Origin of the sequence: Enterobacter sp. J49, assembly GCF_002148625.1 — a bacterium.
In the GTDB taxonomy this organism is placed as follows: domain Bacteria; phylum Pseudomonadota; class Gammaproteobacteria; order Enterobacterales; family Enterobacteriaceae; genus Enterobacter; species Enterobacter ludwigii.
Window position 1 is genome coordinate 100,997 of sequence record NZ_MWPY01000037.1, and the last position, 23,398, is coordinate 124,394.

At 56.2% G+C, this 23,398-nt stretch carries 21 protein-coding genes; 8 read left to right on the forward strand and 13 right to left on the reverse strand.

Features of this window, described 5'->3' with window-relative positions:
* Positions 1-9: 9 nt before the first annotated feature.
* A complete protein-coding gene (locus BJP35_RS18800) occupies positions 10-1,227 on the reverse strand; it encodes an MFS transporter (protein WP_086463474.1) in 1,218 nt (405 codons plus the stop codon).
* A gap of 113 nt (positions 1,228-1,340) precedes the next feature.
* On the opposite strand from BJP35_RS18800, the gene BJP35_RS18805 reads away from it, so the two are divergent.
* Positions 1,341-1,787, forward strand: coding sequence for a helix-turn-helix domain-containing protein (locus BJP35_RS18805; protein WP_014171141.1), 447 nt, complete (start codon positions 1,341-1,343; stop codon positions 1,785-1,787).
* Positions 1,788-1,832: 45 nt separating this feature from the next.
* Here BJP35_RS18805 and BJP35_RS18810 read toward each other — a convergent pair whose 3' ends face one another.
* From BJP35_RS18810 to BJP35_RS18820, 3 genes are all read right to left on the reverse strand, one after another.
* Positions 1,833-2,576 carry an alpha/beta fold hydrolase gene (locus BJP35_RS18810; RefSeq protein ID WP_086463475.1) on the reverse strand — a complete coding sequence of 248 codons (744 nt, stop codon included), beginning with the start codon at positions 2,574-2,576 and terminating at the stop codon, positions 1,833-1,835.
* 11 nt (positions 2,577-2,587) lie between these two features.
* Positions 2,588-3,055 (reverse strand): DUF6130 family protein, encoded by a 468-nt coding sequence (locus BJP35_RS18815; protein ID WP_025203479.1) that lies wholly within the window; start codon positions 3,053-3,055, stop codon positions 2,588-2,590.
* 111 nt (positions 3,056-3,166) lie between these two features.
* Entirely contained in the window at positions 3,167-4,360 is a 1,194-nt protein-coding gene (locus BJP35_RS18820) for an MFS transporter (RefSeq protein WP_086463476.1), read from the reverse strand.
* A 97-nt stretch (positions 4,361-4,457) separates the two neighbouring features.
* On the opposite strand from BJP35_RS18820, the gene BJP35_RS18825 reads away from it, so the two are divergent.
* On the forward strand, positions 4,458-5,348 hold the full coding sequence (locus BJP35_RS18825; protein WP_032678668.1) for a LysR family transcriptional regulator: 891 nt from the start codon (positions 4,458-4,460) through the stop codon (positions 5,346-5,348).
* Here the strand turns inward: BJP35_RS18825 and BJP35_RS18830 are convergent.
* Complete coding sequence (locus BJP35_RS18830; protein WP_086463593.1) at positions 5,345-5,515, reverse strand: YfgG family protein; 171 nt, start codon at positions 5,513-5,515, stop codon at positions 5,345-5,347. The two genes, BJP35_RS18825 and BJP35_RS18830, sit on opposite strands and share 4 nt — an antisense overlap.
* Before the next feature lie 370 nt (positions 5,516-5,885).
* On the opposite strand from BJP35_RS18830, the gene BJP35_RS18835 reads away from it, so the two are divergent.
* Positions 5,886-8,126 carry an EAL domain-containing protein gene (locus BJP35_RS18835; protein WP_086463477.1) on the forward strand — a complete coding sequence of 747 codons (2,241 nt, stop codon included), beginning with the start codon at positions 5,886-5,888 and terminating at the stop codon, positions 8,124-8,126.
* 4 nt (positions 8,127-8,130) lie between these two features.
* On the opposite strand, the gene ppx is transcribed toward BJP35_RS18835, so the two are convergent.
* From ppx to purM, 4 genes are all read right to left on the reverse strand, one after another.
* A complete protein-coding gene (ppx, locus tag BJP35_RS18840) occupies positions 8,131-9,669 on the reverse strand; it encodes an exopolyphosphatase (RefSeq protein WP_020883058.1) in 1,539 nt (512 codons plus the stop codon).
* A gap of 3 nt (positions 9,670-9,672) precedes the next feature.
* Complete coding sequence (gene ppk1 / locus BJP35_RS18845; RefSeq protein WP_047743052.1) at positions 9,673-11,733, reverse strand: polyphosphate kinase 1; 2,061 nt, start codon at positions 11,731-11,733, stop codon at positions 9,673-9,675.
* 229 nt (positions 11,734-11,962) lie between these two features.
* Complete coding sequence (gene purN, locus BJP35_RS18850; RefSeq protein WP_014171132.1) at positions 11,963-12,604, reverse strand: phosphoribosylglycinamide formyltransferase; 642 nt, start codon at positions 12,602-12,604, stop codon at positions 11,963-11,965.
* Positions 12,601-13,638 carry a phosphoribosylformylglycinamidine cyclo-ligase gene (gene purM, locus BJP35_RS18855; protein ID WP_014171131.1) on the reverse strand — a complete coding sequence of 346 codons (1,038 nt, stop codon included), beginning with the start codon at positions 13,636-13,638 and terminating at the stop codon, positions 12,601-12,603. The genes purN and purM overlap by 4 nt, the downstream gene beginning before the upstream one ends.
* Before the next feature lie 266 nt (positions 13,639-13,904).
* Here purM and BJP35_RS18860 point away from each other — a divergent pair, with 266 nt between their 5' ends.
* From BJP35_RS18860 to BJP35_RS18875, 4 genes are all read left to right on the forward strand, one after another.
* On the forward strand, positions 13,905-15,335 hold the full coding sequence (locus tag BJP35_RS18860) for a 6-phospho-beta-glucosidase (protein ID WP_020883060.1): 1,431 nt from the start codon (positions 13,905-13,907) through the stop codon (positions 15,333-15,335).
* 165 nt (positions 15,336-15,500) lie between these two features.
* Positions 15,501-16,127 (forward strand): uracil phosphoribosyltransferase, encoded by a 627-nt coding sequence (upp, locus tag BJP35_RS18865; RefSeq protein ID WP_020883061.1) that lies wholly within the window; start codon positions 15,501-15,503, stop codon positions 16,125-16,127.
* 86 nt (positions 16,128-16,213) lie between these two features.
* Positions 16,214-17,503, forward strand: coding sequence for a uracil permease (gene uraA, locus BJP35_RS18870; RefSeq protein WP_014171128.1), 1,290 nt, complete (start codon positions 16,214-16,216; stop codon positions 17,501-17,503).
* A gap of 95 nt (positions 17,504-17,598) precedes the next feature.
* Positions 17,599-18,300 (forward strand): DnaA inactivator Hda, encoded by a 702-nt coding sequence (locus tag BJP35_RS18875; protein WP_212479862.1) that lies wholly within the window; start codon positions 17,599-17,601, stop codon positions 18,298-18,300.
* Positions 18,301-18,356: 56 nt separating this feature from the next.
* Here BJP35_RS18875 and BJP35_RS18880 read toward each other — a convergent pair whose 3' ends face one another.
* Genes BJP35_RS18880 through celB form a run of 3 tightly spaced genes read right to left on the reverse strand, consistent with a single transcriptional unit; the run spans position 18,357 to position 22,057 of the window.
* On the reverse strand, positions 18,357-19,778 hold the full coding sequence (locus BJP35_RS18880) for a M17 family metallopeptidase (RefSeq protein WP_086463478.1): 1,422 nt from the start codon (positions 19,776-19,778) through the stop codon (positions 18,357-18,359).
* On the reverse strand, positions 19,775-20,734 hold the full coding sequence (locus BJP35_RS18885; RefSeq protein ID WP_086463479.1) for a N(4)-(beta-N-acetylglucosaminyl)-L-asparaginase: 960 nt from the start codon (positions 20,732-20,734) through the stop codon (positions 19,775-19,777). Before BJP35_RS18885 ends, BJP35_RS18880 begins: the two co-directional genes overlap by 4 nt.
* Before the next feature lie 3 nt (positions 20,735-20,737).
* The gene (gene celB / locus BJP35_RS18890; protein ID WP_086463480.1) at positions 20,738-22,057 is read right to left on the reverse strand and encodes a PTS cellobiose transporter subunit IIC; all 1,320 of its coding nucleotides are present in this window, start codon (positions 22,055-22,057) and stop codon (positions 20,738-20,740) included.
* A 145-nt stretch (positions 22,058-22,202) separates the two neighbouring features.
* On the opposite strand from celB, the gene BJP35_RS18895 reads away from it, so the two are divergent.
* Positions 22,203-23,027 (forward strand): helix-turn-helix domain-containing protein, encoded by an 825-nt coding sequence (locus tag BJP35_RS18895; RefSeq protein WP_086463481.1) that lies wholly within the window; start codon positions 22,203-22,205, stop codon positions 23,025-23,027.
* On the opposite strand, the gene arsC is transcribed toward BJP35_RS18895, so the two are convergent.
* Positions 23,024-23,380, reverse strand: a complete 357-nt coding sequence (gene arsC / locus BJP35_RS18900) for an arsenate reductase (glutaredoxin) (RefSeq protein ID WP_086463482.1) — start codon at positions 23,378-23,380, stop codon at positions 23,024-23,026. The two genes, BJP35_RS18895 and arsC, sit on opposite strands and share 4 nt — an antisense overlap.
* Positions 23,381-23,398: the final 18 nt, after the last annotated feature.

Sequence of the window (23,398 nt, forward strand, 5' to 3'; positions counted from 1 at the left end):
TTATCAACATTATCCTGTCTTGCGCGTTACCCACCAGAACACCAGCGCCACCAGGCTCACCGCTGCGCCAGTCAGGCAGACGCCCTGCCAGCCCGCGATGGCATACGTCATCGTGGTGCTCAGCGCGCCCAGACCGCTGCCGACGGCATAAAACAGCATGTAAAGCCCGACCAGCCGGCTATGCGCCTCGGGGCGGGCACGAAAGATCAGGCTCTGGTTGGTGACATGCAGCGCCTGCCCGCCCAAATCGAGCAGCACGATGCCAATGAGCAAAATGCCGAGCGAACGGCCCATCAGTGAAATCGGCCACCACGCCAGGAGTAACATGACCAGTGCAGCCGCGCTGGTGCGCCGGGCATATCCTCGATCGGCCCACTCTCCGGCCCGGGTTGCCGCTAACGCGCCTGCCATTCCGGCCAGGCCAAAAGCACCAATGGCGGTATGCGATAAGTTATAGGGTGGGGCACTTAACGGCAGCACCAGGGCGCTCCAGAAAATATTGAACGCAGCGAACATCAGTAAAGCCAGTACGCCGCGCACCTGCAGGACTTTTTCTTCCCGCAGCAGGGTCAGCATTGAGTGAATCAGGCGCGGGTAACTCATCGTTTCAGGCACCGCAGGCAAACGGGGCAGCCTCCACCACAGCGGAAACGCAATAATGACCATCAGCCCGGCGGCAGAGAGATACACGCCACGCCAGCCCGCGATATCACTGACGCCTCCGGAGACGACGCGGGCCACTAACAGGCCCATAAATACCCCGCCTTGTGCCGCACCAATAACGCGGCCTTGCTCATGCGGCGACGCGGCGTTGGCCGCATAGGCGATAAGCCCTTGCGTCATGGCCGTTCCTGCCATGCCGGTGGCGAGCATACCCGCCAGCAGCATCGTTGACGTCTGCGCCATGCCGACCGCGACCAGAGCGGCCACCAGTACGACAAGCTGTAGCGCCATCAGACCCCGGCGATCCACTTTATCCCCCAGAGGAACCACGAACAGCAGAGCCAGAGCACAGCCAATCTGCGTGGCGGTGACCACGCCGCCAATGGCACCATGGCTGATGCCAAAGTCTCTGGACAACGCGTCAAGCAACGGCTGTGCGTAATAGACGTTGGCCACGCTTAAGCCGCTGGCGAGGGCGAACAGCCACACCAGGCTACGCGGCATGTCGCCTGAGCGGACGTGCCCGGTTTTTCGATCTGACGGTAGTGGTGACGCGTGTGACATGTTCAAATCCTCGCCCTGGGTAAAGTGGTTTTAAAAAGAAACCAGTTGAAGGCTAGGCTATGCAGTTTTAAAATGCAACCAGTTATTGTTGACTGACCTGCCGAGGTAACGCTGTGCCGTCTCGTAAACCGATTGAACAGGAATTTTGTCCCGTTGCCCGCAGCGTCGATCTGATTGGCGATCGCTGGTCGCTTCTGATTGTGCGTAATGCTTTTGACGGCATGCGCCGTTTCGGGGATTTTCAGCGGGATCTCGGGGTTGCGCGTAACATTCTGGCTGACCGGCTGCGCAAGCTGGTCGACGCGGGCATTCTCGCGATGCAGGGGGCGTCGGACGGTACGTCGTATCAGGAATATGTCCTGACGGACAAAGGCGAAAGCCTGTTTCCCATCGTCGTTGCGCTTCGCCAGTGGGGAGAGCAGCATCTGTTTGAACGCGGGGAGCGCCACTCGCTGTTGATCGACAGGCGTACCGGCAAGCCGGTTCCCCTGATGGCGCCAGCAGCGCAGGATGGAACGGCGCTGAAGGCGCAAGATACTGACGTGCAGAAAGTGAAGTAACCCGACGCTCTGCAAGCCCGCGCTACGCGGGCTTTTGTTGCATTCTTAATGGTTTATTATTGCCTGCTCAATCGTGCGGGCAATATCATCCGGCTGACTCACCATCGACACGTGGCTTGCTGCCACTTCCGTGGTTTTCGCGTGGATCGTTTTCGCCATCGCACGTTCAAGCTCCGGGTTAATCATCCGGTCATTTTTGCTGACCACAAACCAGCTTGGCTTTTCATGCCAGGCCGCATGGCTCACTTTTTCCGCAAACGCGTCGGCCTTGATCGGCCCCTGAGTGGCTGCAATGGTCTGCTGTTCAACGGCGTCTGCATCCGGTGCGAAGTCTTTCATCACGGCTTCTGGCGGGAGATACAAATACCCGTCTGCCGTTTTTGCGATATCCGCACTCCCCGCTGGCGGTGGGTAACTTCCCGCCAGGTCCGCCGTCGACTGGCCGGAATCAGGCGCAAAGGCCGCTACGTAGACCAGGGATTTTACCCGTGCATCGTTGCCCGCTTCGCTGATCACCGTTCCGCCCCAGGAATGACCTACCAGCACCACATCGCCATGCGCCCGTGCAATGGCGCGCCGGGTGGCGGCAACGTCATCTTTAAGCGACGTGAGCGGCAGCTGGACGGCAATCACCTCGGTATGCTGTTTTTGCAGCCGGGTAATGACCTTGTTCCAGCTGCTGCCATCGGCAAACGCGCCATGGACCAGCACCACGCTGGTTTTGCTCTCAGCAAAGGCGCTGGCTGAAAGCGCCAGCAGACCCGCCGTCAGTACAGAGCGTGCTTTCATTGTCTGGCTCCTTAAAAATGATGGACCGTTGCGTGAGGCGGTACGGTGAATTCAATGGTTTTATGGTCGATGGGTTTATGCGTGGGGTCGGCCAGAATTATGGTCACTTTATGCTTCCCGGCGGGTAACCCAACCAGAATGATTGGCTCTCCGCTGGTATCGGCCCAGTGCCAGGGGGCGTCATCCACCACGACATGGATATGGCCGATACGTGGCGTGACCTTCAGCGCATCGGGCCCGAATACCGGCTCGATGCGCAGGTTTTCAGCCCGGTATTGAATAAAGACCGCCCCCTTGCTCAGCGGGCCGGCAAGCGGTGGATCGACAATCAGCTTAGCGGCCGCCTGTGGATGTTCCAGCGGGGCAACAGCGGCAGGGCCGTTGACGTCGGCAGCGCTGAGGTTATCCAGCGGTGCGGCCCAGGAGCAGGTTGCTGACGCCAGAACAAGTGCAGGGAGCAGTAAATAACGACGGATCATCTGAGTCTCTCCTCAATCGGTTTCAAATTCGGTTTTAAACAATGACAGACACAGAAAACCATTTTTATGTATCCGGGATGTTTGCGGGGAACGGCGTTTTGTACCGGCTTGTCAGCGTGGCGCTCCGGATACAGTGGGATACATTTCATCATTCCGCGCGGGGTCGGCACTGCGCACAATCGCTATCGCCAGCCCGGCAATCACCAGCGTCAGCGCGGTGGAAACCCACATTGCGCCGGCGATCCCCAGCGTTTTGTTTAGCCACGCATAGGCAAACGGCGATGCCGCGGCCATAAGCTGTGCGGGAATGAGCAGCATGCCGGTGCGGCGGGCATAGCTTTCGGCGCTGAAAAGCGTCAGCGGCAGGGTGGCTTTTACTATCGTCATCAGCCCGTTGATGGCGCCGTAGCCCAGCACAAAACCGGCGGCACACCCGACAAACAGCGAGCTGCTTAACCCGATAACAAAGCAGAGCGGCATGGCGAGGGCGGTCAGGAGCGTCAGGTTGAGCGGGGTTAAGCGTGCACCCGCCAGCACCTCCGTGGCGCGTGCGCCCGTCTGGCCAACTCCCCACAGCATGCCGATGGCGACCGGCAGGCCAAAACTGGCAATAAACTCTGGCAGATGGGTGGACGTGCCGTTAGAGACAAAGGTCATGAGGGCAATAAACGTGGCATACCGCCAGCCGTTACGCCGTTCCTCGCGCACGGGCGGCGCGGTAACGTGCGGGGGGGCCGCCAGCTGCTGGTGGGGAAGCGTGCGAATCAGCACCGCACTCAGCAGGCCAAAGAGGGCGTAGATCTGCAATGCGTGTTGCCAGCTCATCACTTTCAGTAGTCCATCACCCAGCGGCCAAAAAACCGCTGAGGCCAGCCCGCCTGCAAGCGTGATGCGCGAGATCGTTCTGCGTGCCTGCTGGCCGTACAGGTTCACCAGCGCGGCGAACAGCGCATCATACAGCGACAGCCGCATCCCGATACCGGCAACCAGCCAGGCACCGTACCAGCCGAACAGCGTCTGCGTATATGCCATGCCCGCGCAGCTTGCGGCAATCAGTAACGTTCCGCTTATCACCACGTTCTGCCCGCCAGCGTACGCCAGCAGTCGGGCGACAAAAGGGGAGACCATCGCCATTACCAGCATCGCCAGCGTCAGGCCGAGGTAGAGCTGCGGTGATGACCACCCCCTGTCGGCCACAATGGCCTGGGCAAAGGTCCCGGGCATATAAAACGAGATCCCCCAGTTGATAAGCTGATGACAACCTGCCCGGAGGGCGAGGTGACGGGGAAGGGCAGGTGTTTTCATTGTTTTTCATTCCGTTATGCAGTTGTCCTGAGCATAGCGAGCGCGCTATTGTGCTGGCAGGTCAGCCACCTTATGCGCTGTATAAGAGAAACTTTGAATGACAACGCTCAACCTGGGCTATCTCGCGACGTTCCGTCTGGTTATCCAGCGCGGCAGTTTTTCCGCGGCGGCGGACCTGCTGGGCATTTCCCAGCCGGCCGTCAGCCTGCAAATCCGCCAGCTGGAGCAGTTTCTGCAAACCCGGCTGGTAGAGCGTACCGGGCGGGGTATCAAACCCACGGCTGCCGGGCAGGCGTTGCTGGTGCACGGGGAGCGTATTCAGCAGGCGGTGGATGAAGCCATTCGGTCCGTGAGTGAGTTCAGCCACGACGTGAGTGGCACCATTACGCTTGGTACGGGCGCAACGGCCTGCATTCATCTTCTGCCGCCGCTGTTACAGCAGCTCGGACGTGACTATCCGCTTCTCAGAGTGGGCGTGACGACCGGTAATACGCTCGACATCGTCCGGGCAATTGAAGAAAACCGACTTGATATGGGGCTGGTGACGCTACCGGTGAGCGGAAGAGCGCTCGACGTTACGCCGGTGATGGACGAAGAGTTTGTTTTTATCGCGTCGCTGGACCAGCAGGACGGTTTTCAGTCGTTGACGCCGGCTGCGTTGCACGCGCAGCCATTCATTGCTTTTGAATCAGGCAGCGGCACCCGGGCGCTGATCGACGGCTGGTTTGCTGCCGAGGGGCGAATCCTCACGCCGGTGATGCAACTGGGCAGCATCGAGGCGATCAAGCGGATGGTACGTGCGGGGCTTGGCTACAGTATCGTGCCGCGTATGGCCGTAGACCTGGCGGCTGACCGCGAAGGGCTATGCATGATGTCGCTCACGCCCGTGCTGCAGCGACAGCTGGCTGTGGTGATGCGTCAGGATAAAATCCTGAGCAAAGGAATAGCAGGGATAATTCGGATATTACAAAATCCTTCGACGCGTTAGCGATCGGCTGAATCAACGGTCAGGCTGGATTGCTGTGACTGGGTCTTGTCCTGATGGTGATACCAGGCGCCAATAGAGGAGTAAACGAAGCGGCCGAAGAAAAACAGGAAGCTGATAAGCAGTATGATGCGGGTCATCCGGGTGTTGAACTGATGTCGTTTTCGCATACGCGTGGCCTGACTCACTGTGTTTTTCCTGGGCATGCCCTTTTGGGCGACAGGGATATTAAGGCACAGCGGGAAGAGAGGGTCAATTCGCAAATGTGTAAATAACCGTCAATAGTTACATTAATTAATGTTATTGAAATTAATAATTGCATTTACCATATTGATAATATGAAGAAAACTATTTCAAAAAAAATGTAAGAAAGGATCGTTTGAGTAAATTAGTTTGATTTAAGTCAACGGTTTCCCTGGCCTGGTATTTAAAATCCCACCTCCATACTGTTCGCCCCGCACGTTGTCGGGCGGCAGGTACGTCAGGTTGGATGCCTGTCTTCATTTCCCTCTGGAGCGAAAGGGGTTTAAACGGGCATCTATGAACATTATTTCTTTCCTGAAAAACAATAAAGACCGCTGGTGGGCTTTACCGCTTATTTTACCGGTGGGTTTACTGCCTGTATTAAGCGTTGCCAATACCTTTACCCGATTGGGCGATGGTCTGGTGGCACTCTATTATTTACCTCTCTCCTTTCTGCTTTCGGTGATGATGTTTTTTGGTCTGGAAGCGCTGCCCGGCATCGTATTGTCACTGTTCATCCGCTACTACCCGTCGGTTGGGTTGTTCGAAACCATCGCCGGCATTTTTCATTTTATTGTCCCTGTTGTGCTCAGCTGGGGGGGGTATCGGGTGTTTGCGCCCAGACGCAGCATGACGGCTTACGGGGATGTCAGACTGATGGCGCAGCGTATCTTCTGGCAGGCCTTTTGCCCCGCGACGCTGTTTCTGCTGCTGTTCCAGTTTGCCCTCTATCTGGGGGTGTATGAGAGCCGTCAGAGCCTGGAGGGGTTGACCCCGCTTAATATTCGCACGCTGATTAACTATCAGACGCTGCTGGTCAGTGGGCTGACGGGCGTGCCGTTAAGCTATTTACTGATCCGTCTGATTCGCCATCCGCGGTATATCAGAAGTCTTGTCTCGCAGGTGCGAATGCAGATAGACAAAAAGGTGACGGTCATTGAATTTCTGCTGTGGGCCATTGCGCTTGGCGGGCTGCTTACCCTGCTGCTGCTCCCGATGAATGAAAACAGCTCGATTTTCACCACCAACTACACCCTGTCGTTGCTGATGCCGGTGATGCTCTGGGGAGCGATGCGGTTTGGCTATAAGCTGATGTCGCTCATCTGGACCCCGGTGCTGCTGGTGTCTATTCACTATTTTTACCGCTATATCCCTCAACAGTCCGGGTATGACATTCAGCTGGCAATTACCTCTTCCAGCTATCTGGTCTTTTCGTTTGTGGTGATTTACATGTCGATGCTGGCCACCTGCCAGCGCGCCGCGAATAAACGTTCCCGCAGGCTGGCGCTACTCGACCCGGTTGTCCATATGCCGAACCTGCGGGCCTTGTCGCGCGATCTTGCTAAAAACCCGTGGTCGGCGCTCTGTCTGCTGCGCATTCCGGAGCTGGAGGTGCTGGGCCGAAATTACGGGGTGTTGTTGCGGATCCTGTATAAACAGCAGCTGGCGCAGTGGGTCAATGGCACCTTGCAGCCCAGTGAGCGGGTCTATCACCTCACCGGCTGTGACCTGGCGGTTCGCCTTAACGCGGAATCGCACCAGCAACGCATCGAGGCGCTGGACGAGCATATTAAACAGTTCCGCTTTGTCTGGGATGGGATGCCGCTGCAGCCTCAGGTGGGCGTGAGCTACTGCTATGTGCGCTCACCGGTGACCCATCTCTATCTGGTCCTCGGTGAACTGGGGGTGATTGCCGATCTGTCGATTTCGACCAACCATCCGGAAAATCTGCAGCAGCGCGGTGCTGTCCATCTCCAGCGTAGCCTGAAGGACAAGGTTGCGATGATGAGCCGTCTGCAAAGTGCGCTCGACAGTAACGCGTTTACTCTGCTGGTCCAGCCGGTTTGCGGCGTGCGGGGCGATTGCTACCACGAGGTGTTGCTGCGGATGTCGGATGCAAACGGGGCGTTGCTCTCTCCCTTGCAATTCCTGCCCGTCGCCCAGGAATTTGGTCTGTCGTCGCGGGTTGATTTGTGGGTACTGGAGAACACGCTACGCTTCCTGGCAGAGCATCGGGTAAATCTGCCCGGCCAGCGTTTTGCCATTAATCTGGGCCCTTCCACCGTGTGCCGTGCGCAGTTCCCGGCTGAGGTGAGTCGTCTGCTGGCGAAATACGCCGTGGAACCCTGGCAGCTGATATTTGAAGTGACCGAGTGCAGCACCTTCGGCAGTGGTGAGCAGGCGTTACATACCCTCAGGCAGTTGCAAAAAATGGGGGTACGCATTGCGATTGATGATTTCGGTACCGGCTATGCGAGCTACGCGCGGCTGAAAAGCGTGGACGCCGATATCCTTAAGATAGACGGAAGCTTTATCCGTAATATCGTCAACAACAGTCTGGACTATCAGATAGTGGCCTCGATTTGCCATCTGGCGCGAATGAAGAAAATGCTGGTGGTCGCGGAGTATGTCGAAACAGAAGAGATACGTAGCGCGGTTCACGCGCTAGGTATCGATTATGTGCAGGGTTATCTGATTGGCAGACCGGTGGCGCTTGAGTCACTGCTGGAAGCAGAGGCGTCGCCGGTCGAGACCTGAGCCGTTACGCCGCGACGTCTGAGCTCTCTTCTTCGATTTTGAGTAGCCAGCCGGTGACCGCTTCCCAGTACTGCTGCTCTTTTTCCAGATCCAGCAGCACCAGCGCATTCTGGCTAAACCAGTCTGGCGGGAAGCTCAGGGTCCAGTGGTTGTCATCCGTTTTGAGCTTCAGCGTGGGCGGGGTGGTGGTGGCCTGACGCTGGTTATTGAGCAGCACGCCGAGACGCAGCAGCTGAATAAGCGGCAGGAATTGCTTCTTCTTAAACAGCGTGAAGCGCGGCAGATCGTCAAGCTTGATGGCTTTACGATGGTAGCGCACCAGGGTCGCCATCATGGTTTGCTGCTCCTGGTTGAAGCCAGGCAGATCGCTGTTTTGCAGGATATAGGCTGAGTGGCGGTGCATTCCGCTGTGGTTAATATTCAGTCCCACTTCGTGCAGCATTGCTGCCCATTTCAGCAGGGCGGCAAGCTGCGGATGCGCCAGCTTAGGGTTCTGCTCCTGCCACTGGTCGTATATCTGAACGGTTGTTTCCAGCACGCGCTTCGCCTGTTCACGGTCGATATTGTACTGGTTTGCCAGGCTTTGCGCGGTGCGGCTACGAATATCCTGGTGGCGGAAACGGCCTTCCATTTCATACAGCACACCTTCACGCAGCGCGCCGTCGGAAAGACGCAGCTCTTTAATTGCCAGCGCATCAAATACGCCGCACAGGATAGCCAGCCCCGGTACGAATACCGCTTTGCGCTCGTCGGAAAGACCCGGCAGGCTTAAGGCGTCAAAGCTTTTATGTTTCAGCACCTCTTCGGTCAGCAAGGTCAGGCGCTCAGGGGTGATAAACCCATCTTTTTCACCCATCGCCAACAGCACTTCATGTGCCGCTTTGATGGTGCCCGATGCGCCCAGCGCTACGTTCCAGCCCTGAATACGGTACTGCCAGGCCAGGTTCTCCAGTTTCTGGATAGCGGCCATGCGCGCGCGCTGGAAGTTTTCGCGGCTGATTGCGCCACCCGGGAAATACATCTGCGCAAAGCTGACGCAGCCCATACGACGGCTTTCGACCAGACGCGGCTCAAAATCTTCGCCGATCACCAGTTCCGTAGAGCCGCCGCCGATGTCGATGACCAGCTTGCGCCCTTTTTCCGGCTGAGTGTGTTCAACACCCATGAAAATCAGACGGGCTTCCTCGTTACCGGAGATGATCTCAATGGGGTAGGGGATCACTTTTTCGGCCCGCTTGAGGAATTCTGGCGCATTCAGCGCCTGGCGCAACGTGTGGGTGCCCACAATGCATACGCTGGAGGGCGAGAAGCCCTGCAGGCGTTCAGCAAACAGCGACAGGCAGTTTAAGCCTCGCTCCATTGCCTCTTCGCTGAGCATGCTGCGCTCATCAAGACCATCCGCCAGGTGTACACGCTGTTTCAGACGACCGATGATCTGCAACGCGCCATCCACCTCACGGGCGATGACCATGTGGAAACTGTTAGAACCAAGATCGACCGCGGCGAATTCCTGCGGGCGTGGGGTCTTATCATTTATCGGCATAGGTTAATCGGGTTGCTCGAGTGATTTGATATAGTCGTAAATCGCCAGTTGCGACCGCACTTTACGGCGATTGCCGCGCGGTACATAGCGGTTACTGAGTTCTTTGTCGATATAGCGTGCTTTCACCGTATCGCTGAACAGAATCTCGATGATATCGAGGATCTGCTGCTTCAGCCGCGGATCCAGGAGCGGTGTCGCGACTTCAATTCGGTAGTCAATATTGCGCGTCATCCAGTCTGCAGATGAGAGATAGACCTGTTTATCACCCGCATTATCGAAAATATAGACCCGATCGTGTTCCAGGTAGCGGTCAACAATGCTGATCACGCGAATATTGTCGCTGATGCCGTCGAGTTCAGGGATCAGCGAGCACATACCGCGTATCAGCAGATTGACCGGAACGCCGGAGCTGGACGCCGCATACAGACGATCCACCAGCCCTTTGTCGACCAGGTTGTTGAGTTTCAGCGTAATGCCCGACGACAGCCCTTTCTGGGCATTGGCGATCTCTTTATCGATCATGTCGTACAGCAGGCGGCGTGAGTTCTGCGGCGAGACCAGCAGATAATCGAAGCTGACCGGGCGGTACGGGTTCTCAATAAAGTTGAACACCCGGCGAACCTCGTTAGTGATGCGCGCATCGGCAGTCAGCAGCGAGTAGTCGGTATAAATTCGCGCGGTTTTTTCGTTAAAGTTCCCGGTACCGATGTGGGCATAACGCACCACGTCCTCCCCCTCTTTACGGGAGATAAGGAACAGCTTGGCGTGAATTTTCAGCCCGGGCGCTGAGAAGATAACGTGGACACCGGCTTCCGTCAGACGGCGCGCCCAGTGAATGTTTGCCTCTTCGTCGAAGCGCGCCTGCAGCTCAACCACCACGGTCACTTTTTTGCCGTTGTGCGCCGCATGGATCATCGCGTCGATGATGCGGGAATCTTTTGCTACACGGTAGATGTTGATTTTGATCGCCAGTACGTTCGGGTCGAACGAAGCCTGACGCAGCAGTTCCAGCACGTGTTCAAACGTATGGTACGGATAGTAGAGCAGGACATCGCGCTCGCGAATGGCGTCGAAACCGTTGCGGAATTTATCGAACCAGAGATGGCGCAGTCGCGGCAGCGGTTTGTTCACCAGATTGGCCTTGCCGACGTTCGGGAAGCCAATAAAGTCTTTAAAGTTATGGTAACGACCGCCCGGCACGATGGAGTCATAGCGAGAAATGGTCAGCTTGTCGCGCAGCATTTCCACCATGGCATCTGGCATATCGCGCTGATAAACAAAGCGCACCGGCTCCGCCGTCAGGCGCTGTTTCAGGCTGGATGACATCAGCTCCATCAGGCTGGCTTCCATCTCGTGCACCAGATCGTATTCGGCGTCACGGGTCATCTTCATGGAGTAGGCGTTTAACGCGTCGTAATCGAAGAAGCCCTTGAAGATGTCGTCCAGGCAGTAACGCAGGATGTTATCGAGCAGGATCATTGGCTTGCGTCTGCGCGGGGTTTCCGGCGGCAGGTTCACAAACCGCGGCACCTTATCGGACGGGATCTCAAGCAATGCGTAACGAATCGTCTCGCCACGAATAATTTCCACCGCGAGGTAGGTGTAGTCATCTTTCAGGAACTGCACCAGATCGGTTTCGCGGTTGATCAGAATAGGGGTAATGTGCTGGCGCAGGTAATGTTTGAAATAGTGGCGCAGCCAGGTTTGTTGGTTAACAGAAAGCTGACGTTCGTTAATCAGGAAGATTTGATTGCGTGCCATTTCCAGCAGCAGTTCGTTATACAGGCCGTCAAACTCCTGATCGGCTTTCAATACGCGCGACTGAATTTTGCCCAGCAGATGGCGCGAGTGAGAGTTTAAGCCCTGTTCTTCGCTGATGATGATTCGCCGTTTCAGTTCGGCAAAGCGAACCTTGTAGAACTCATCCAGGTTGTTGGAATAAATCCCCAGAAAACGCATACGCTCGATAAGCGGGTTACTTTTGTCTGCCGCTTCCTGGAGTACACGTTCGTTGAATGCTAACCAGCTTAGCTCTTTCTCGATATATAACTTTTCCTGACCCATTACAGCTCACACTCCAGTTCAATCACAGGACGTGGTAAATCCGTCTCGTCCTTATTATGGCGAGCATTTCCACGATATGTCCAACAGTGCCAGAAAAGTATGACAGTTATTTTTTTTCTGGGGGATTTTAGAGGGTTGGGGGAAGGGCATGTCGGGAAGCGCGGTGCTCACCCGACAGTGAAGACCACAGGCCCGTGCAGGCGTCGCGCCGCCGGGCACATCAAACAAACTACTCGTCAGCGGCATAACCCTGTGCAGGGAGCCTGACGCCGTCCAGCCAGGCGGCACCGTCGCGCATCTGAAGACGCCCGTCAACAAACCAGCTTACCACCAGAGGATAAATGGCGTGTTCCTGCGTCTGCACGCGTTCGGTAACGTCGTCTTCGCTGTCACCTTCAAAGACCGGCACCTTTGCCTGCAGGATCACCGGCCCGCCGTCCAGCTCGTCGGTAACGAAATGCACGGAGGTACCGTGCTCCTCATCGCCGTTTTCCAGAACCTGACGATGGGTGTGCAGGCCGGGATACTTCGGCAGGAGGGAAGGGTGGATATTCAGCAGACGACCAGCGTAGTGCCCGACAAAGGCCGGGCTCAGGATACGCATATACCCCGCCAGCACGACAACGTCAGGCGCGTAGGCATCAATCTCCTGAACCAGTTCCCGGTCAAACGCTTCACGTCCGGAGAACTGGCTGGCTTCCAGCGCGTGCGCGGGAATGTTTTCTTCCCGGGCACGTTCAAGGCCGAACGCGTCGGCCTTATTGCTGAATACTGCCCGAATGGTGCCGTTGATTTTCTTCTGTTTGCAGGCGTCAATTATCGCCTGCAAATTGCTTCCGTTACCGGAAATGAGCACCACAATGTTTTTCATTCAATGACCACACGCTGTTCGGAATCGGATGCTTTGATAATACCGATTTTCCACGCGTTTTCACCTTTGTCGGTCAGCAGCGTAATCGCCTTATCCGCTTCGCTTGCTGGCAGCGCGATAACCATGCCCACGCCACAGTTAAAGGTGCGGTACATCTCGTGTGAGCTCACGTTGCCCGCAGTCTGCAGCCAGTTAAAGACGGACGGCCACTGCCAGGACGATTCGTCGATCACCGCCTGGGTGTTGTCCGGCAGGACGCGCGGAATGTTTTCCCAGAAGCCGCCACCGGTCAGGTGGGCAATGGCGTGCACGTCAACCTTCTCGATCAGCTCCAGCACGTTTTTCACGTAGATGCGGGTCGGCGCCAGCAAATGGTCAGCCAGTGGCTTGCCATCAAGCTCGGTGGTCAGTGGATCGCTGCCGCTCACGTCGAGGATTTTACGCACCAGAGAGTAGCCGTTCGAGTGCGGGCCGCTGGAGGCCAACGCGATCAGCACATCACCATCAGCCACTTTACTGCCGTCGATAATTTCTGATTTTTCTACTACGCCAACGCAGAAGCCTGCGACGTCATAATCTTCGCCGTGATACATACCGGGCATTTCGGCGGTTTCACCACCGACCAACGCACAGCCAGACTGCAGACACCCTTCGGCAATGCCGTTAATGACGCTTGCTGCGGTATCCACGTCCAGTTTTCCGGTCGCGTAGTAATCCAGGAAGAACAGCGGCTCTGCGCCCTGAACCACCAGGTCGTTAACACACATCGCGACCAGATCGATACCGATCGTGTCGTGACGTTTTAAATCCATCGCCAGGCGCAGTTTCGTCCCTACACCATCAGTACCCGAGACCAGAACAGGTTCACGATATTTTTGCGGCAGTGCGCACAGTGCGCCGAATCCACCCAGACCACCCATCACTTCCGGGCGGCGGGTTTTTTTCACCACACCTTTGATTCGGTCAACCAGCGCATTACCTGCGTCAATATCAACACCGGCATCTTTGTAGCTGAGAGAAGTTTTGTTGGTCACGGCTCAAGTCCCCACGCGATTGCATAGCTAGTAAGAAAAATCGGCGCAATTCTAACAGTCCAGGCAAACGTTTGCGAGCCTATTCTCGGCGAGAGGATTTTTTTTTCAGCAGGCCCTGCGAATGCGCCTAAAGTTGAGTCTGTTCACGAAAATGAAACCGGTTTCGGTTTTCTCCTTGCAACAAAAAGCCCCTTTGCACATCATCAGGATGAAACCGGTTTCTGTAATTGTTTTTGCAGAAAATAACGCAGAATGAGGGAAAGTGTATGTCTGGATTCAAAGCAGATTTTCTGTGGGGCGGTGCCGTCGCAGCGCATCAGCTGGAAGGGGGCTGGAACGAGGGCGGTAAGGGGATCAGCGTTGCCGATGTGATGACTGCCGGCGCGCACGGCGTGCCGCGTGAAATCACCAACGGCGTGCTGCCAGGGAAAAATTATCCTAACCATGAAGCCATCGATTTCTACCATCGCTATAAAGAGGACATCAAACTCTTTGCCGAGATGGGCTTCAAATGCTTCCGTACCTCCATCGCCTGGACGCGTATCTTCCCGAAAGGGGACGAGCTGGAGCCTAACGAAGCTGGCCTGAAATTCTATGACGACCTGTTTGACGAGTGTCTGAAGTATGGCATCGAGCCGGTTATTACCCTTTCCCATTTCGAGATGCCGTTCCACCTTGTCACCGAATACGGTGGCTGGCGTAACCGTAAGCTGATCGACTTCTTTGTTCGCTTTGCGGAGGTTGTGTTCAGACGTTACCAGCATAAAGTGAAGTACTGGATGACCTTTAACGAGATCAATAACCAGGCCAACTTCCACGAAGACTTTGCACCGTTTACCAACTCCGGTCTGAAGTACGAGCCGGGCGAAGACCGCGAACCGGTAATGTTCCAGGCGGCACACTATGAGCTGGTGGCCAGCGCCCTGGCGGTGAAGGCCGGGCGCGACATTAACCCGTCGCTGCGGATCGGCTGCATGATTGCCATGTGTCCAATCTATCCGCTGACCTGTGCCCCGGACGATATGATGATGGCGATGAATGCCATGCACCGTCGCTACTGGTTCACCGATGTCCACGTGCGCGGCAAGTACCCACAGCATCTGCTTAACTACTTTGCTCGTCGCGGTTTCACGCTGGATATCACAGAAGAAGATAACGCGGCGCTGACGCAGGGGTGTGTCGATTACATTGGCTTTAGCTATTACATGTCTTTCGCCACCAAAGCGACGGCGGATAACCCGGAGCTGGATTACGATGAAAGTAAGAGCCTGGTCTCCAACCCGTACGTGCAGAAATCTGACTGGGGCTGGCAGATTGATCCGGTGGGCCTGCGTTACTCCCTGAACTGGTTCTGGGATCACTATCAGCTGCCCCTGTTCATCGTGGAGAACGGCTTTGGCGCCATCGACGTGCAGGAGAGCGACGGTTCGGTAAATGACCAGTACCGTATTGATTACCTTGCCGCGCACATCCGCGAAATGAAAAAAGCGGTGGTCGAAGATGGCGTTGATCTGATGGGGTATACCCCGTGGGGCTGTATCGACCTGGTGTCTGCCGGAACGGGTGAAATGAAAAAACGCTACGGTTTTATCTTTGTCGACAAAGACAATGAAGGTAACGGCACCCTGAACCGCAGTAAGAAGAAGTCGTTTGACTGGTATAAGCAGGTGATAGCCAGCAACGGCGACACTCTTTAATTCCAGCAGAGTAAAAACGCAAAAAGCCGGAGCTTGCCCTCCGGCTTTTTTGCCTCTAAAACACTTTGCTTGATGTACGTCAAGCAAGTTGGGTATGGTGCAATCCGAAAAAAGCGGTATAATCCCGCGATTTTTTTGCGGTTGCCCCCTCAGAGGAGAAAGAGAATGAAGATTGTGGAAGTGAAGCACCCACTCGTTAAACACAAGCTGGGCCTGATGCGTGAGCATGACATCAGCACGAAGCGTTTTCGCGAACTGGCTTCTGAAGTCGGCAGCCTGCTGACCTATGAAGCGACCTCTGACCTGGAAACGGAAAAAGTGACCATCGAGGGCTGGAACGGCCCGGTTCAGGTTGAGCAGATCAAAGGTAAGAAAATTACCGTTGTGCCCATCCTGCGTGCCGGCCTCGGCATGATGGAAGGCGTGCTGGAGCACGTGCCAAGCGCGCGCATCAGCGTGGTCGGGGTCTACCGCGACGAAGAGACCCTGGAGCCGGTACCGTACTTCCAGAAGCTGGTGTCTAACATCGACGAGCGTATGGCCCTGGTGGTTGACCCGATGCTGGCGACCGGCGGTTCAATGATTGCCACCATCGACCTGCTGAAAAAAGCCGGTTGCAGCAGCATCAAAGTGCTGGTGCTGGTTGCTGCACCAGAAGGTATCGCGGCGCTGGAAAAAGCGCACCCGGACATCGAACTCTATACCGCGTCTATCGACCAGGGGCTGAATGAGCACGGGTACATCATCCCGGGGCTTGGCGATGCCGGCGATAAGATTTTTGGTACTAAATAATCGAATAACGATAATGAAGCCGACTTTGATAGTCGGCTTTTTTTTGAATAAAACGCCAACAACAATACTACTCAGAGGAAAACACTATGACGCGCCGTGCTATCGGGGTGAGTGAAAGACCGCCGCTTTTACAGACAATCCCGCTTAGTCTGCAGCACCTGTTCGCCATGTTTGGCGCAACCGTGCTGGTGCCAATCCTGTTTCACATTAACCCGGCTACCGTGCTGTTGTTCAACGGTGTGGGTACGCTGCTTTACCTCTTTATCTGTAAAGGCAAAATCCCTGCCTATCTCGGCTCAAGCTTCGCCTTTATTTCACCGGTTCTGCTGTTGCTGCCGCTGGGGTATGAAGTGGCGCTGGGCGGCTTCATTATGTGTGGCGTCCTCTTCTGCCTGGTCTCTTTCATTGTGAAGAAGGCAGGTACCGGCTGGCTGGACGTTATGTTCCCGCCTGCCGCAATGGGGGCCATTGTCGCCGTCATCGGTCTGGAGCTGGCGGGCGTAGCGGCCAATATGGCCGGCCTGCTGCCTGCTGACGGGCAGTCACCGGATTCCAAAACCATCATCATCTCGATGGTGACACTGGGCGTAACGGTGTTTGGTTCCGTGCTGTTCCGCGGTTTTATGGCGATTATCCCGATCCTGATCGGTGTGCTGGCGGGGTACGCGCTCTCCTTCGTGATGGGCGTTGTTGATACCACGCCCATTGCTGAAGCGCACTGGTTCGCACTGCCAACCTTCTATACCCCGCGCTTTGAATGGTTTGCCATTTTCACGATCCTGCCCGCGGCGCTGGTGGTTATTGCTGAGCACGTAGGTCACCTGGTGGTGACGGCAAACATCGTTAAACGTGACCTGATCCGCGACCCGGGTCTGCACCGCTCGATGTTTGCCAACGGCCTCTCTACCATTATCTCCGGTTTCTTTGGTTCTACGCCTAACACCACCTACGGTGAGAACATCGGCGTGATGGCGATTACCCGTGTCTACAGTACCTGGGTCATTGGCGGCGCGGCAATCATCGCCATCCTGCTCTCCTGCGTGGGCAAACTGGCGGCGGCTATCCAGATCATTCCGGTACCGGTAATGGGAGGCGTCTCTCTGCTGCTGTACGGTGTGATCGGCGCGTCCGGTATTCGCGTGCTGATTGAATCTAAAGTGGACTACAGCAAAGCGCAAAACCTGATCCTCACCTCCGTGATCCTGATCATCGGCGTGAGCGGCGCGAAGGTGCACATCGGTGCGGCTGAACTGAAAGGCATGGCGCTGGCGACCATCGTGGGTGTGGGCCTGAGCCTGATCTTCAAACTGATCTCCGTCCTGCGCCCGGAAGAAGTGGTGCTGGATGCTGAAGACAGCGAAAAAGCGTCACATTGATCGTAAAACCGGGCGGACGATCCGCCCGGTTCTCTCCTTGCACGTTCCGTGCTAAACTCACCGCCGATTTTATGTAAGATCTGGTTGAGGTACTTCTGAACGGACCGGCACAGCTCTCTCTGCCACTCTATCTCCCTGACGACGAAACTTTTGCGAGTTTCTGGCCGGGTGATAACCCCTCTTTACTGGCTGCACTGCAAAACGTGCTGCGTCAGGAACACAGCGGATACATCTATATCTGGTCACGCGAAGGCGCGGGGCGCAGCCACCTGTTGCATGCCGCCTGTGCGGAGCTTTCCGCGCGGGGTGATGCGGTAGGCTATGTGCCGCTGGATAAACGTACCTGGTTTGTGCCTGAAGTCATGGAGGGAATGGAACATCTCTCACTGGTTTGCATCGATAATATCGAATGTGTGGCGGGGGATGAGCCGTGGGAAATGGCGATCTTTAACCTCTATAACCGCATTCTGGAGTCGGGGAAAACCCGGCTGCTGATCACCGGCGATCGTCCGCCGCGCCAGCTGAATCTGGGGCTGCCGGATCTGGCTTCCCGTCTGGACTGGGGGCAAATCTACAAGCTGCAGCCGCTGTCGGATGAAGACAAACTTCAGGCGTTACAGCTGCGCGCAAGATTGCGCGGCTTTGAACTCCCGGAAGACGTGGGGCGTTTCCTGCTCAAGCGCCTGGACCGGGAAATGCGCACGCTCTTTGATACGCTCGATCAGCTCGATCGCGCTTCGATTACCGCGCAGCGCAAGCTGACCATTCCTTTTGTGAAAGATATTCTGAAGCTGTGATGCGCTTTTCTCCCTCTGCCTGGCGCAGAGGGAGAACCAGTGCCACTGGCTAAAACTCACCTGTCTTCCAGCAAATGCTCAACCAGAAGTGGAATGGGTCTGCCCGAGGCCACGCTTTTTCCGTTTTCACGCCACAGCGCCGTGCCGCTAATATCCAGATGGGCCCAAGGAATGGTCGGCGGGCAAAAATGGTGTAACAGCCAGGCCGCCGATGCGCTGATCGCCGCATTATTGGGTGGGGTATTGCACAGGTCGGCGATGGCGCTGTCGGTCTGTTTTTTTAACCGTGCATCCAGCGGCAGGGACCACACCTCATCACCGCTCCGTTTCCCCGCGTGGGTGAGCGCCTGACGCAGCGCTTCGTCCTGCGTCATTAACCCACTCAGCTCGTACCCCAGCGCTTTCACGACGGCACCGGTTAAAGTCGCCATATCAATAATATAGCGAGCCTGCGGATGACGCTGGCTGGCCCAGGCGATCGCATCCGCCAGTACCAGCCGGCCTTCGGCATCGGTATTGTTGATTTCAACCGTGATACCGTTGCAGGCGTTGGCCACCGTGCCCGGCTGCATCGCATCCGGTCCTATGGCGTTTTCCGCCAGCGCCAGTACGCCCATAATACGAACCGGCAGGCCGAGTTCTGCCACGCTCAGCATCAACCCGAGCACGTTCGCTGCCCCGCACATGTCATATTTCATGGTGTACATGCCCGCGCCTTCCTTCAGCCACAGGCCACCGGTATCAAACGTTATGCCTTTGCCCACGTAACAGCGTACCGGGCCATCAGCGATGCCGTTATAGTGAATGGCCAGCAGCCGCGGTGGACAGGTCGCGCCTTTACCGACGGCATGCAGAAGCCCCAGTCCCTGTTCAATAATTTGCTTTTCATCAAGCACTTCACACCGCAGGGCGGGGAAGGCGGCGCACAGCTTTTGCGCTTCGTCGACGACATACTGCGGCGTACAGCGATCGGACGGCATATCCGCCAGACGTCGCGCGGCGACCATTCCTCGGGCAATAGCCCGCTGTCGCTGGAAGAGAGCGTCCAGCCTTTCACGCTGTTGCGGATGACACAGGGCGGTGACATGGCGAAGGCGAACGCTTTTGCCATCGGTTTTCTTAAGCTGCAGATCGCGAAGGTCATACGCCTGGTTAAAGAGAAAACGCAGAACCTGCGTCAGCACCACCTCGTCAATATCCGTGACATCCAGTACCACATCGGCGCTGACCGGGGCTGCCAGCAGTGGACGGAGGGCGGCGAGTAACCCTTCTGTCAGACTGTCCTGCCAGAGCGCATCCGGCAGCAGCGTGATTCTGGCAAACGGGGCACAGCCAAAGCGGGTATCCGCGACGGCGTTTTGTTCACGCATTTCAGCGATGAGTGCGGTGTCCGGCAGTAACGCGCAGGCGGCCCGGGCAATAAGATGACTCTGGGGCTTTGCGTCTGCAAGGGCGGTGATAAGCTTAAAGGTAATCATTGTGACTCCTCGACTGGCGCGCGGATCCGCGCGGCATAGGCCTGCATCCATTCCTCATCCACGGGCTGATAGTGCGTTTTTTCCTGCAGGCGCTCGGCGCGAAATACGGTGAGAGGCTGGCGGGCCGTTGCCACCACAAATGAGAAGGTTTTGATGTTGGTTGCGGCGCCGAATTCGCCTTTATTATTCATGCACACCACCGAGAGATCGCCCGCGCGGCCAAAGCGCGACATCAGTTTGTCTTCCAGTTCGAAGACCACCGAGTCCGCCGCCTGCTGCGGTGACATGCCCTGTGCCATGCGGCGAACAATCTCGTAGCTGGTGCAGCCTTTCATCAGGTCTTCCCCCACGCCGGTGGCGGTGGCGGCACCGGTTTCACTGTCGCAGTAAAAGCCGGAGCCGATAATCGGCGAGTCGCCAATACGGCCGCGCTTTTTCATAAACAGACCGCTGGTGGAGGTGGCCACGCTCATCGACCCCATTTTGTCGAGGCCAATAATCCCGACGGTGTCATGCCCATCGTACGGGCTTAAGCCTTTGTCCAGCGTCTCCCGGCAGCGCTTACGATAATGCTGCATCGCGCGGTCGGTAAGCATGGTTTTGTCGGCAAACCCCTGACTCAGCGCCCATTCGCGCGCGCCCTGGCCGACCAGCAGGCTGTTATAGCGCTGGCGGCTTAGCGCATGGGCGACACGCACCGGGTTCGCAATATCAACCAGATCTCCCACGGCCCCAAACGCAAGCGTATCGCCATCCATATACGCCGCGTCCAGTTCGACTTCGCCATTTTCGGTTGGCAGCCCGCCGTAGCCGACGGATTTATACAACGGGAAGTCCTCGACGGCAGCAACGGCATCGACCACCGCTTCTGCTACCGGTTTCCCCGCAGCCAGCGCAGACGCAGACTCCGTGACCCCTTCAAGCGCCATTCGCCAGGTTGCGATAATTCCCCACATGCTTTACTCCTGTTTTGCAAGGGTTGGGTCGGTTTGCGTCACGGTGGCAATCTCCGCGGCGCGGTATTGTTTATCCACGATACGCATGAAAGGCAGATACAGCATGGCGCCAATCAGCAGGTTGATAAGCTGCATCACGCTGCCGCTGAGATGCCCCGTGACGATAAACCCGCTGATCACCGGCGGTAACGTCCAGGGGATAAACACCCCGGTGGTCACAGCGACGGCACCCATTTTCATCGCGGCATATTGCACGGTAACCAGGACCAGCGGCACCAGATTGAACGGGATCAGCATGATGGGGTTCATGATGACCGGCAGGCCAAACAGAATCGGCTCGTTGATGTTAAACACCGAGGCCCCCGCGCCGAGACGCGCCACCTCGCGCATGTTTTTGCTGCGGGCAAAAATCAGCATTGCAATCACCAGCGAGAGCGTTGCCCCTGCGCCACCCATCCAGATCATGTCAAAAAACTGTTCAGTGATAATGTGCGGCGGCGTCGTACCCGCCTGAATGGCGGCGATGTTATCGGTCTGGTTCTCCATCCACAGCGGGCGAATGATGCCGTTGATCATTGAGCCTGAGTTAATGCCCACAGACCACAGAATGGTGATGCTGAACACCGTCATCAGCGCGCCGAAATAGGAGGTCCCGTAGTGGCGAACCGGCGTAGCGACCACCTCGTAAATAAACTGGTGAATGGTGTTGTAGTGGGTGTTTTCGAAAATGATGCGGATAATAAGCACCAGAATCATTACCAGCAGGGCCGGGATCAGCGCGGCGAACGACTCCTGCACCGCCGGCGGCACACCATCAGGCATTCTGATGACCAGCTTTTTGCGCTTCAGCCAGCAGAACAGCTCCGTCCACAGCAGAGAGCCAATCATCGCCACGAACAGCCCTTTGCTGCCAATCCACTCGACCGGAATGACCGTGATACCGCCGTTTTCGGCCACTTTGATAAAAGGTGTCAGGATTAAAAAAGCAACCAGAGCCAGAATGCCGCAGGAGATGCGATCTTCGCCGTAGTGTTCAGCCAGGCGAAACGCCACCAGGAAGCTGATAAACAGCGACATGGTTGAGAACACCGCGTTGAACGGAATTTCAATGATGGCACTCCAGCTTTCACCAAATGCCTGAGACATAAACTGCTGATAGGTTTGGTTCGGAAAAGAGGAGATGACCAGCAGAATCGAGCCGACGATGATAAACGGCATGAAGGAAACATAGGCCCCGCGTATGGCGCCCAGATGCCGCTGTTGCGCAGTTTTGGCCGCCAGCGGCATCAGTTTTGCTTCAAGAAATCCCAGAACATTGTTCATTGTGAACTCCGTACAAGATTGAGTGGTGTTGTTATGTTATGTCTGTGGATTATCAGTGAAGCGCGGTGGCTGAAAGGTGAAACAGGTCACAAAGCACTCGCTAAGATATTATAAATCTCATGAGATTGGTTATGGAGTTACAGCGATGGAAATCAAATTGCACGCCAATGCCACCACCACGCCGCGGATCCGTCGCTATCTGCAACAATCCAATAAAAGCGACAGAGAACTGGCTACGGAGCTGGGTATTTCCGTGACAACCGTGCGGCGATGGCGCAATCGCGATCGGGTTTCTGACAATCATACGACCCCAAAATTGATACACAAAGCGATGAGACAAGAACAGGTTGATCTTGTTAATGCGCTGCGTGATATCACGGGCGCACCGCTGGATGAACTCCTGCTGCTGGTTAATGCGGTGCTGGGGATTTCCGTTTCGCGGGCGACGCTGAACCGTTATCTCCGTCCCGCTTCTGCGAAACGCAAAGGCGTTGAACTTCAGGGGAAAAAAGCGCTAAAGGCAGGCGTTTTACCCACAAAACTGCTGGTGCATCACCAGCCTTTATCGCTGCATATGGATGATGGCGGGGAGCAGCATCTGCTGTGGGGGCGCGAACCGGTGAGCGGCTGGTGTTATGCCCGGCTCTATGCGGGAATTTCATCACAGCTGCTGAACAACTGGATGTGTGAGTTGCTGAACGCCTGTCCGGCTGATATCCAATCTGTTGAGACTTTCGGTTTTGAACCCGACTTACCCGCGGGTGAACCTGCCGTAAAAGTACAGCCGACCAGGCACAAGGCCGTGCAGGTTGCGGTACCGCTCGGCGACATCATTCCACGAGTAAATGCTGTTCCGTTAGGGCAGGTGTTGATCGAGATGTGCGAGTTTTACAATCGGGGCAAAGCGCAGAAAAAGCTGGGAGAGAGCACGCCGCAGGCCTTTCTGGAAGCGCTGCGGCGTAAGGATTAGAGAATCTCGAGCACCTCTTCCGGCGGGCGTCCAATACGCGCCAGACCGTTTGCGACCACAATGGGGCGCTCAATCAGTTTCGGATTTTCAACCATCGCCTGAATCAGCTCAGCCTCGGTTAGACGACTGTCATTCAGATTGAGCGACGTATACAGGTCCTCTTTCTGGCGCATTAGCTCTCTGGCACTGCCCATTCCCAGCATGTGCAGCAGCTGACGAAGCGTCTGTGCATCGGGCGGTGTCTCCAGATACAGCACCACTTCCGGGTCAATGCCGTTCGACTTCAGCAGGCTAAGGGTGTCACGGCTCTTCGAGCAGCGTGGGTTGTGGTAGATTTTTACCGCGTCTGTCATGACCTGAATTCTCCTTTA

Excerpts from the sequence above, each read along its gene's own strand:
- BJP35_RS18800 (WP_086463474.1), bottom strand. The coding sequence starts at position 1,227 with ATGTCACACGCGTCACCACTACCGTCAGATCGAAAAACCGGGCACGTC.
- BJP35_RS18810 (WP_086463475.1), bottom strand. The coding sequence starts at position 2,576 with ATGAAAGCACGCTCTGTACTGACGGCGGGTCTGCTGGCGCTTTCAGCC.
- BJP35_RS18815 (WP_025203479.1), bottom strand. The coding sequence starts at position 3,055 with ATGATCCGTCGTTATTTACTGCTCCCTGCACTTGTTCTGGCGTCAGCA.
- BJP35_RS18820 (WP_086463476.1), bottom strand. The coding sequence starts at position 4,360 with ATGAAAACACCTGCCCTTCCCCGTCACCTCGCCCTCCGGGCAGGTTGT.
- BJP35_RS18825 (WP_032678668.1), top strand. The coding sequence starts at position 4,458 with ATGACAACGCTCAACCTGGGCTATCTCGCGACGTTCCGTCTGGTTATC.
- BJP35_RS18830 (WP_086463593.1), bottom strand. The coding sequence starts at position 5,515 with ATGCGAAAACGACATCAGTTCAACACCCGGATGACCCGCATCATACTG.
- BJP35_RS18835 (WP_086463477.1), top strand. The coding sequence starts at position 5,886 with ATGAACATTATTTCTTTCCTGAAAAACAATAAAGACCGCTGGTGGGCT.
- ppx (WP_020883058.1), bottom strand. The coding sequence starts at position 9,669 with ATGCCGATAAATGATAAGACCCCACGCCCGCAGGAATTCGCCGCGGTC.
- ppk1 (WP_047743052.1), bottom strand. The coding sequence starts at position 11,733 with ATGGGTCAGGAAAAGTTATATATCGAGAAAGAGCTAAGCTGGTTAGCA.
- purN (WP_014171132.1), bottom strand. The coding sequence starts at position 12,604 with ATGAAAAACATTGTGGTGCTCATTTCCGGTAACGGAAGCAATTTGCAG.
- BJP35_RS18860 (WP_020883060.1), top strand. The coding sequence starts at position 13,905 with ATGTCTGGATTCAAAGCAGATTTTCTGTGGGGCGGTGCCGTCGCAGCG.
- upp (WP_020883061.1), top strand. The coding sequence starts at position 15,501 with ATGAAGATTGTGGAAGTGAAGCACCCACTCGTTAAACACAAGCTGGGC.
- uraA (WP_014171128.1), top strand. The coding sequence starts at position 16,214 with ATGACGCGCCGTGCTATCGGGGTGAGTGAAAGACCGCCGCTTTTACAG.
- BJP35_RS18880 (WP_086463478.1), bottom strand. The coding sequence starts at position 19,778 with ATGATTACCTTTAAGCTTATCACCGCCCTTGCAGACGCAAAGCCCCAG.
- BJP35_RS18885 (WP_086463479.1), bottom strand. The coding sequence starts at position 20,734 with ATGTGGGGAATTATCGCAACCTGGCGAATGGCGCTTGAAGGGGTCACG.
- celB (WP_086463480.1), bottom strand. The coding sequence starts at position 22,057 with ATGAACAATGTTCTGGGATTTCTTGAAGCAAAACTGATGCCGCTGGCG.
- BJP35_RS18895 (WP_086463481.1), top strand. The coding sequence starts at position 22,203 with ATGGAAATCAAATTGCACGCCAATGCCACCACCACGCCGCGGATCCGT.
- arsC (WP_086463482.1), bottom strand. The coding sequence starts at position 23,380 with ATGACAGACGCGGTAAAAATCTACCACAACCCACGCTGCTCGAAGAGC.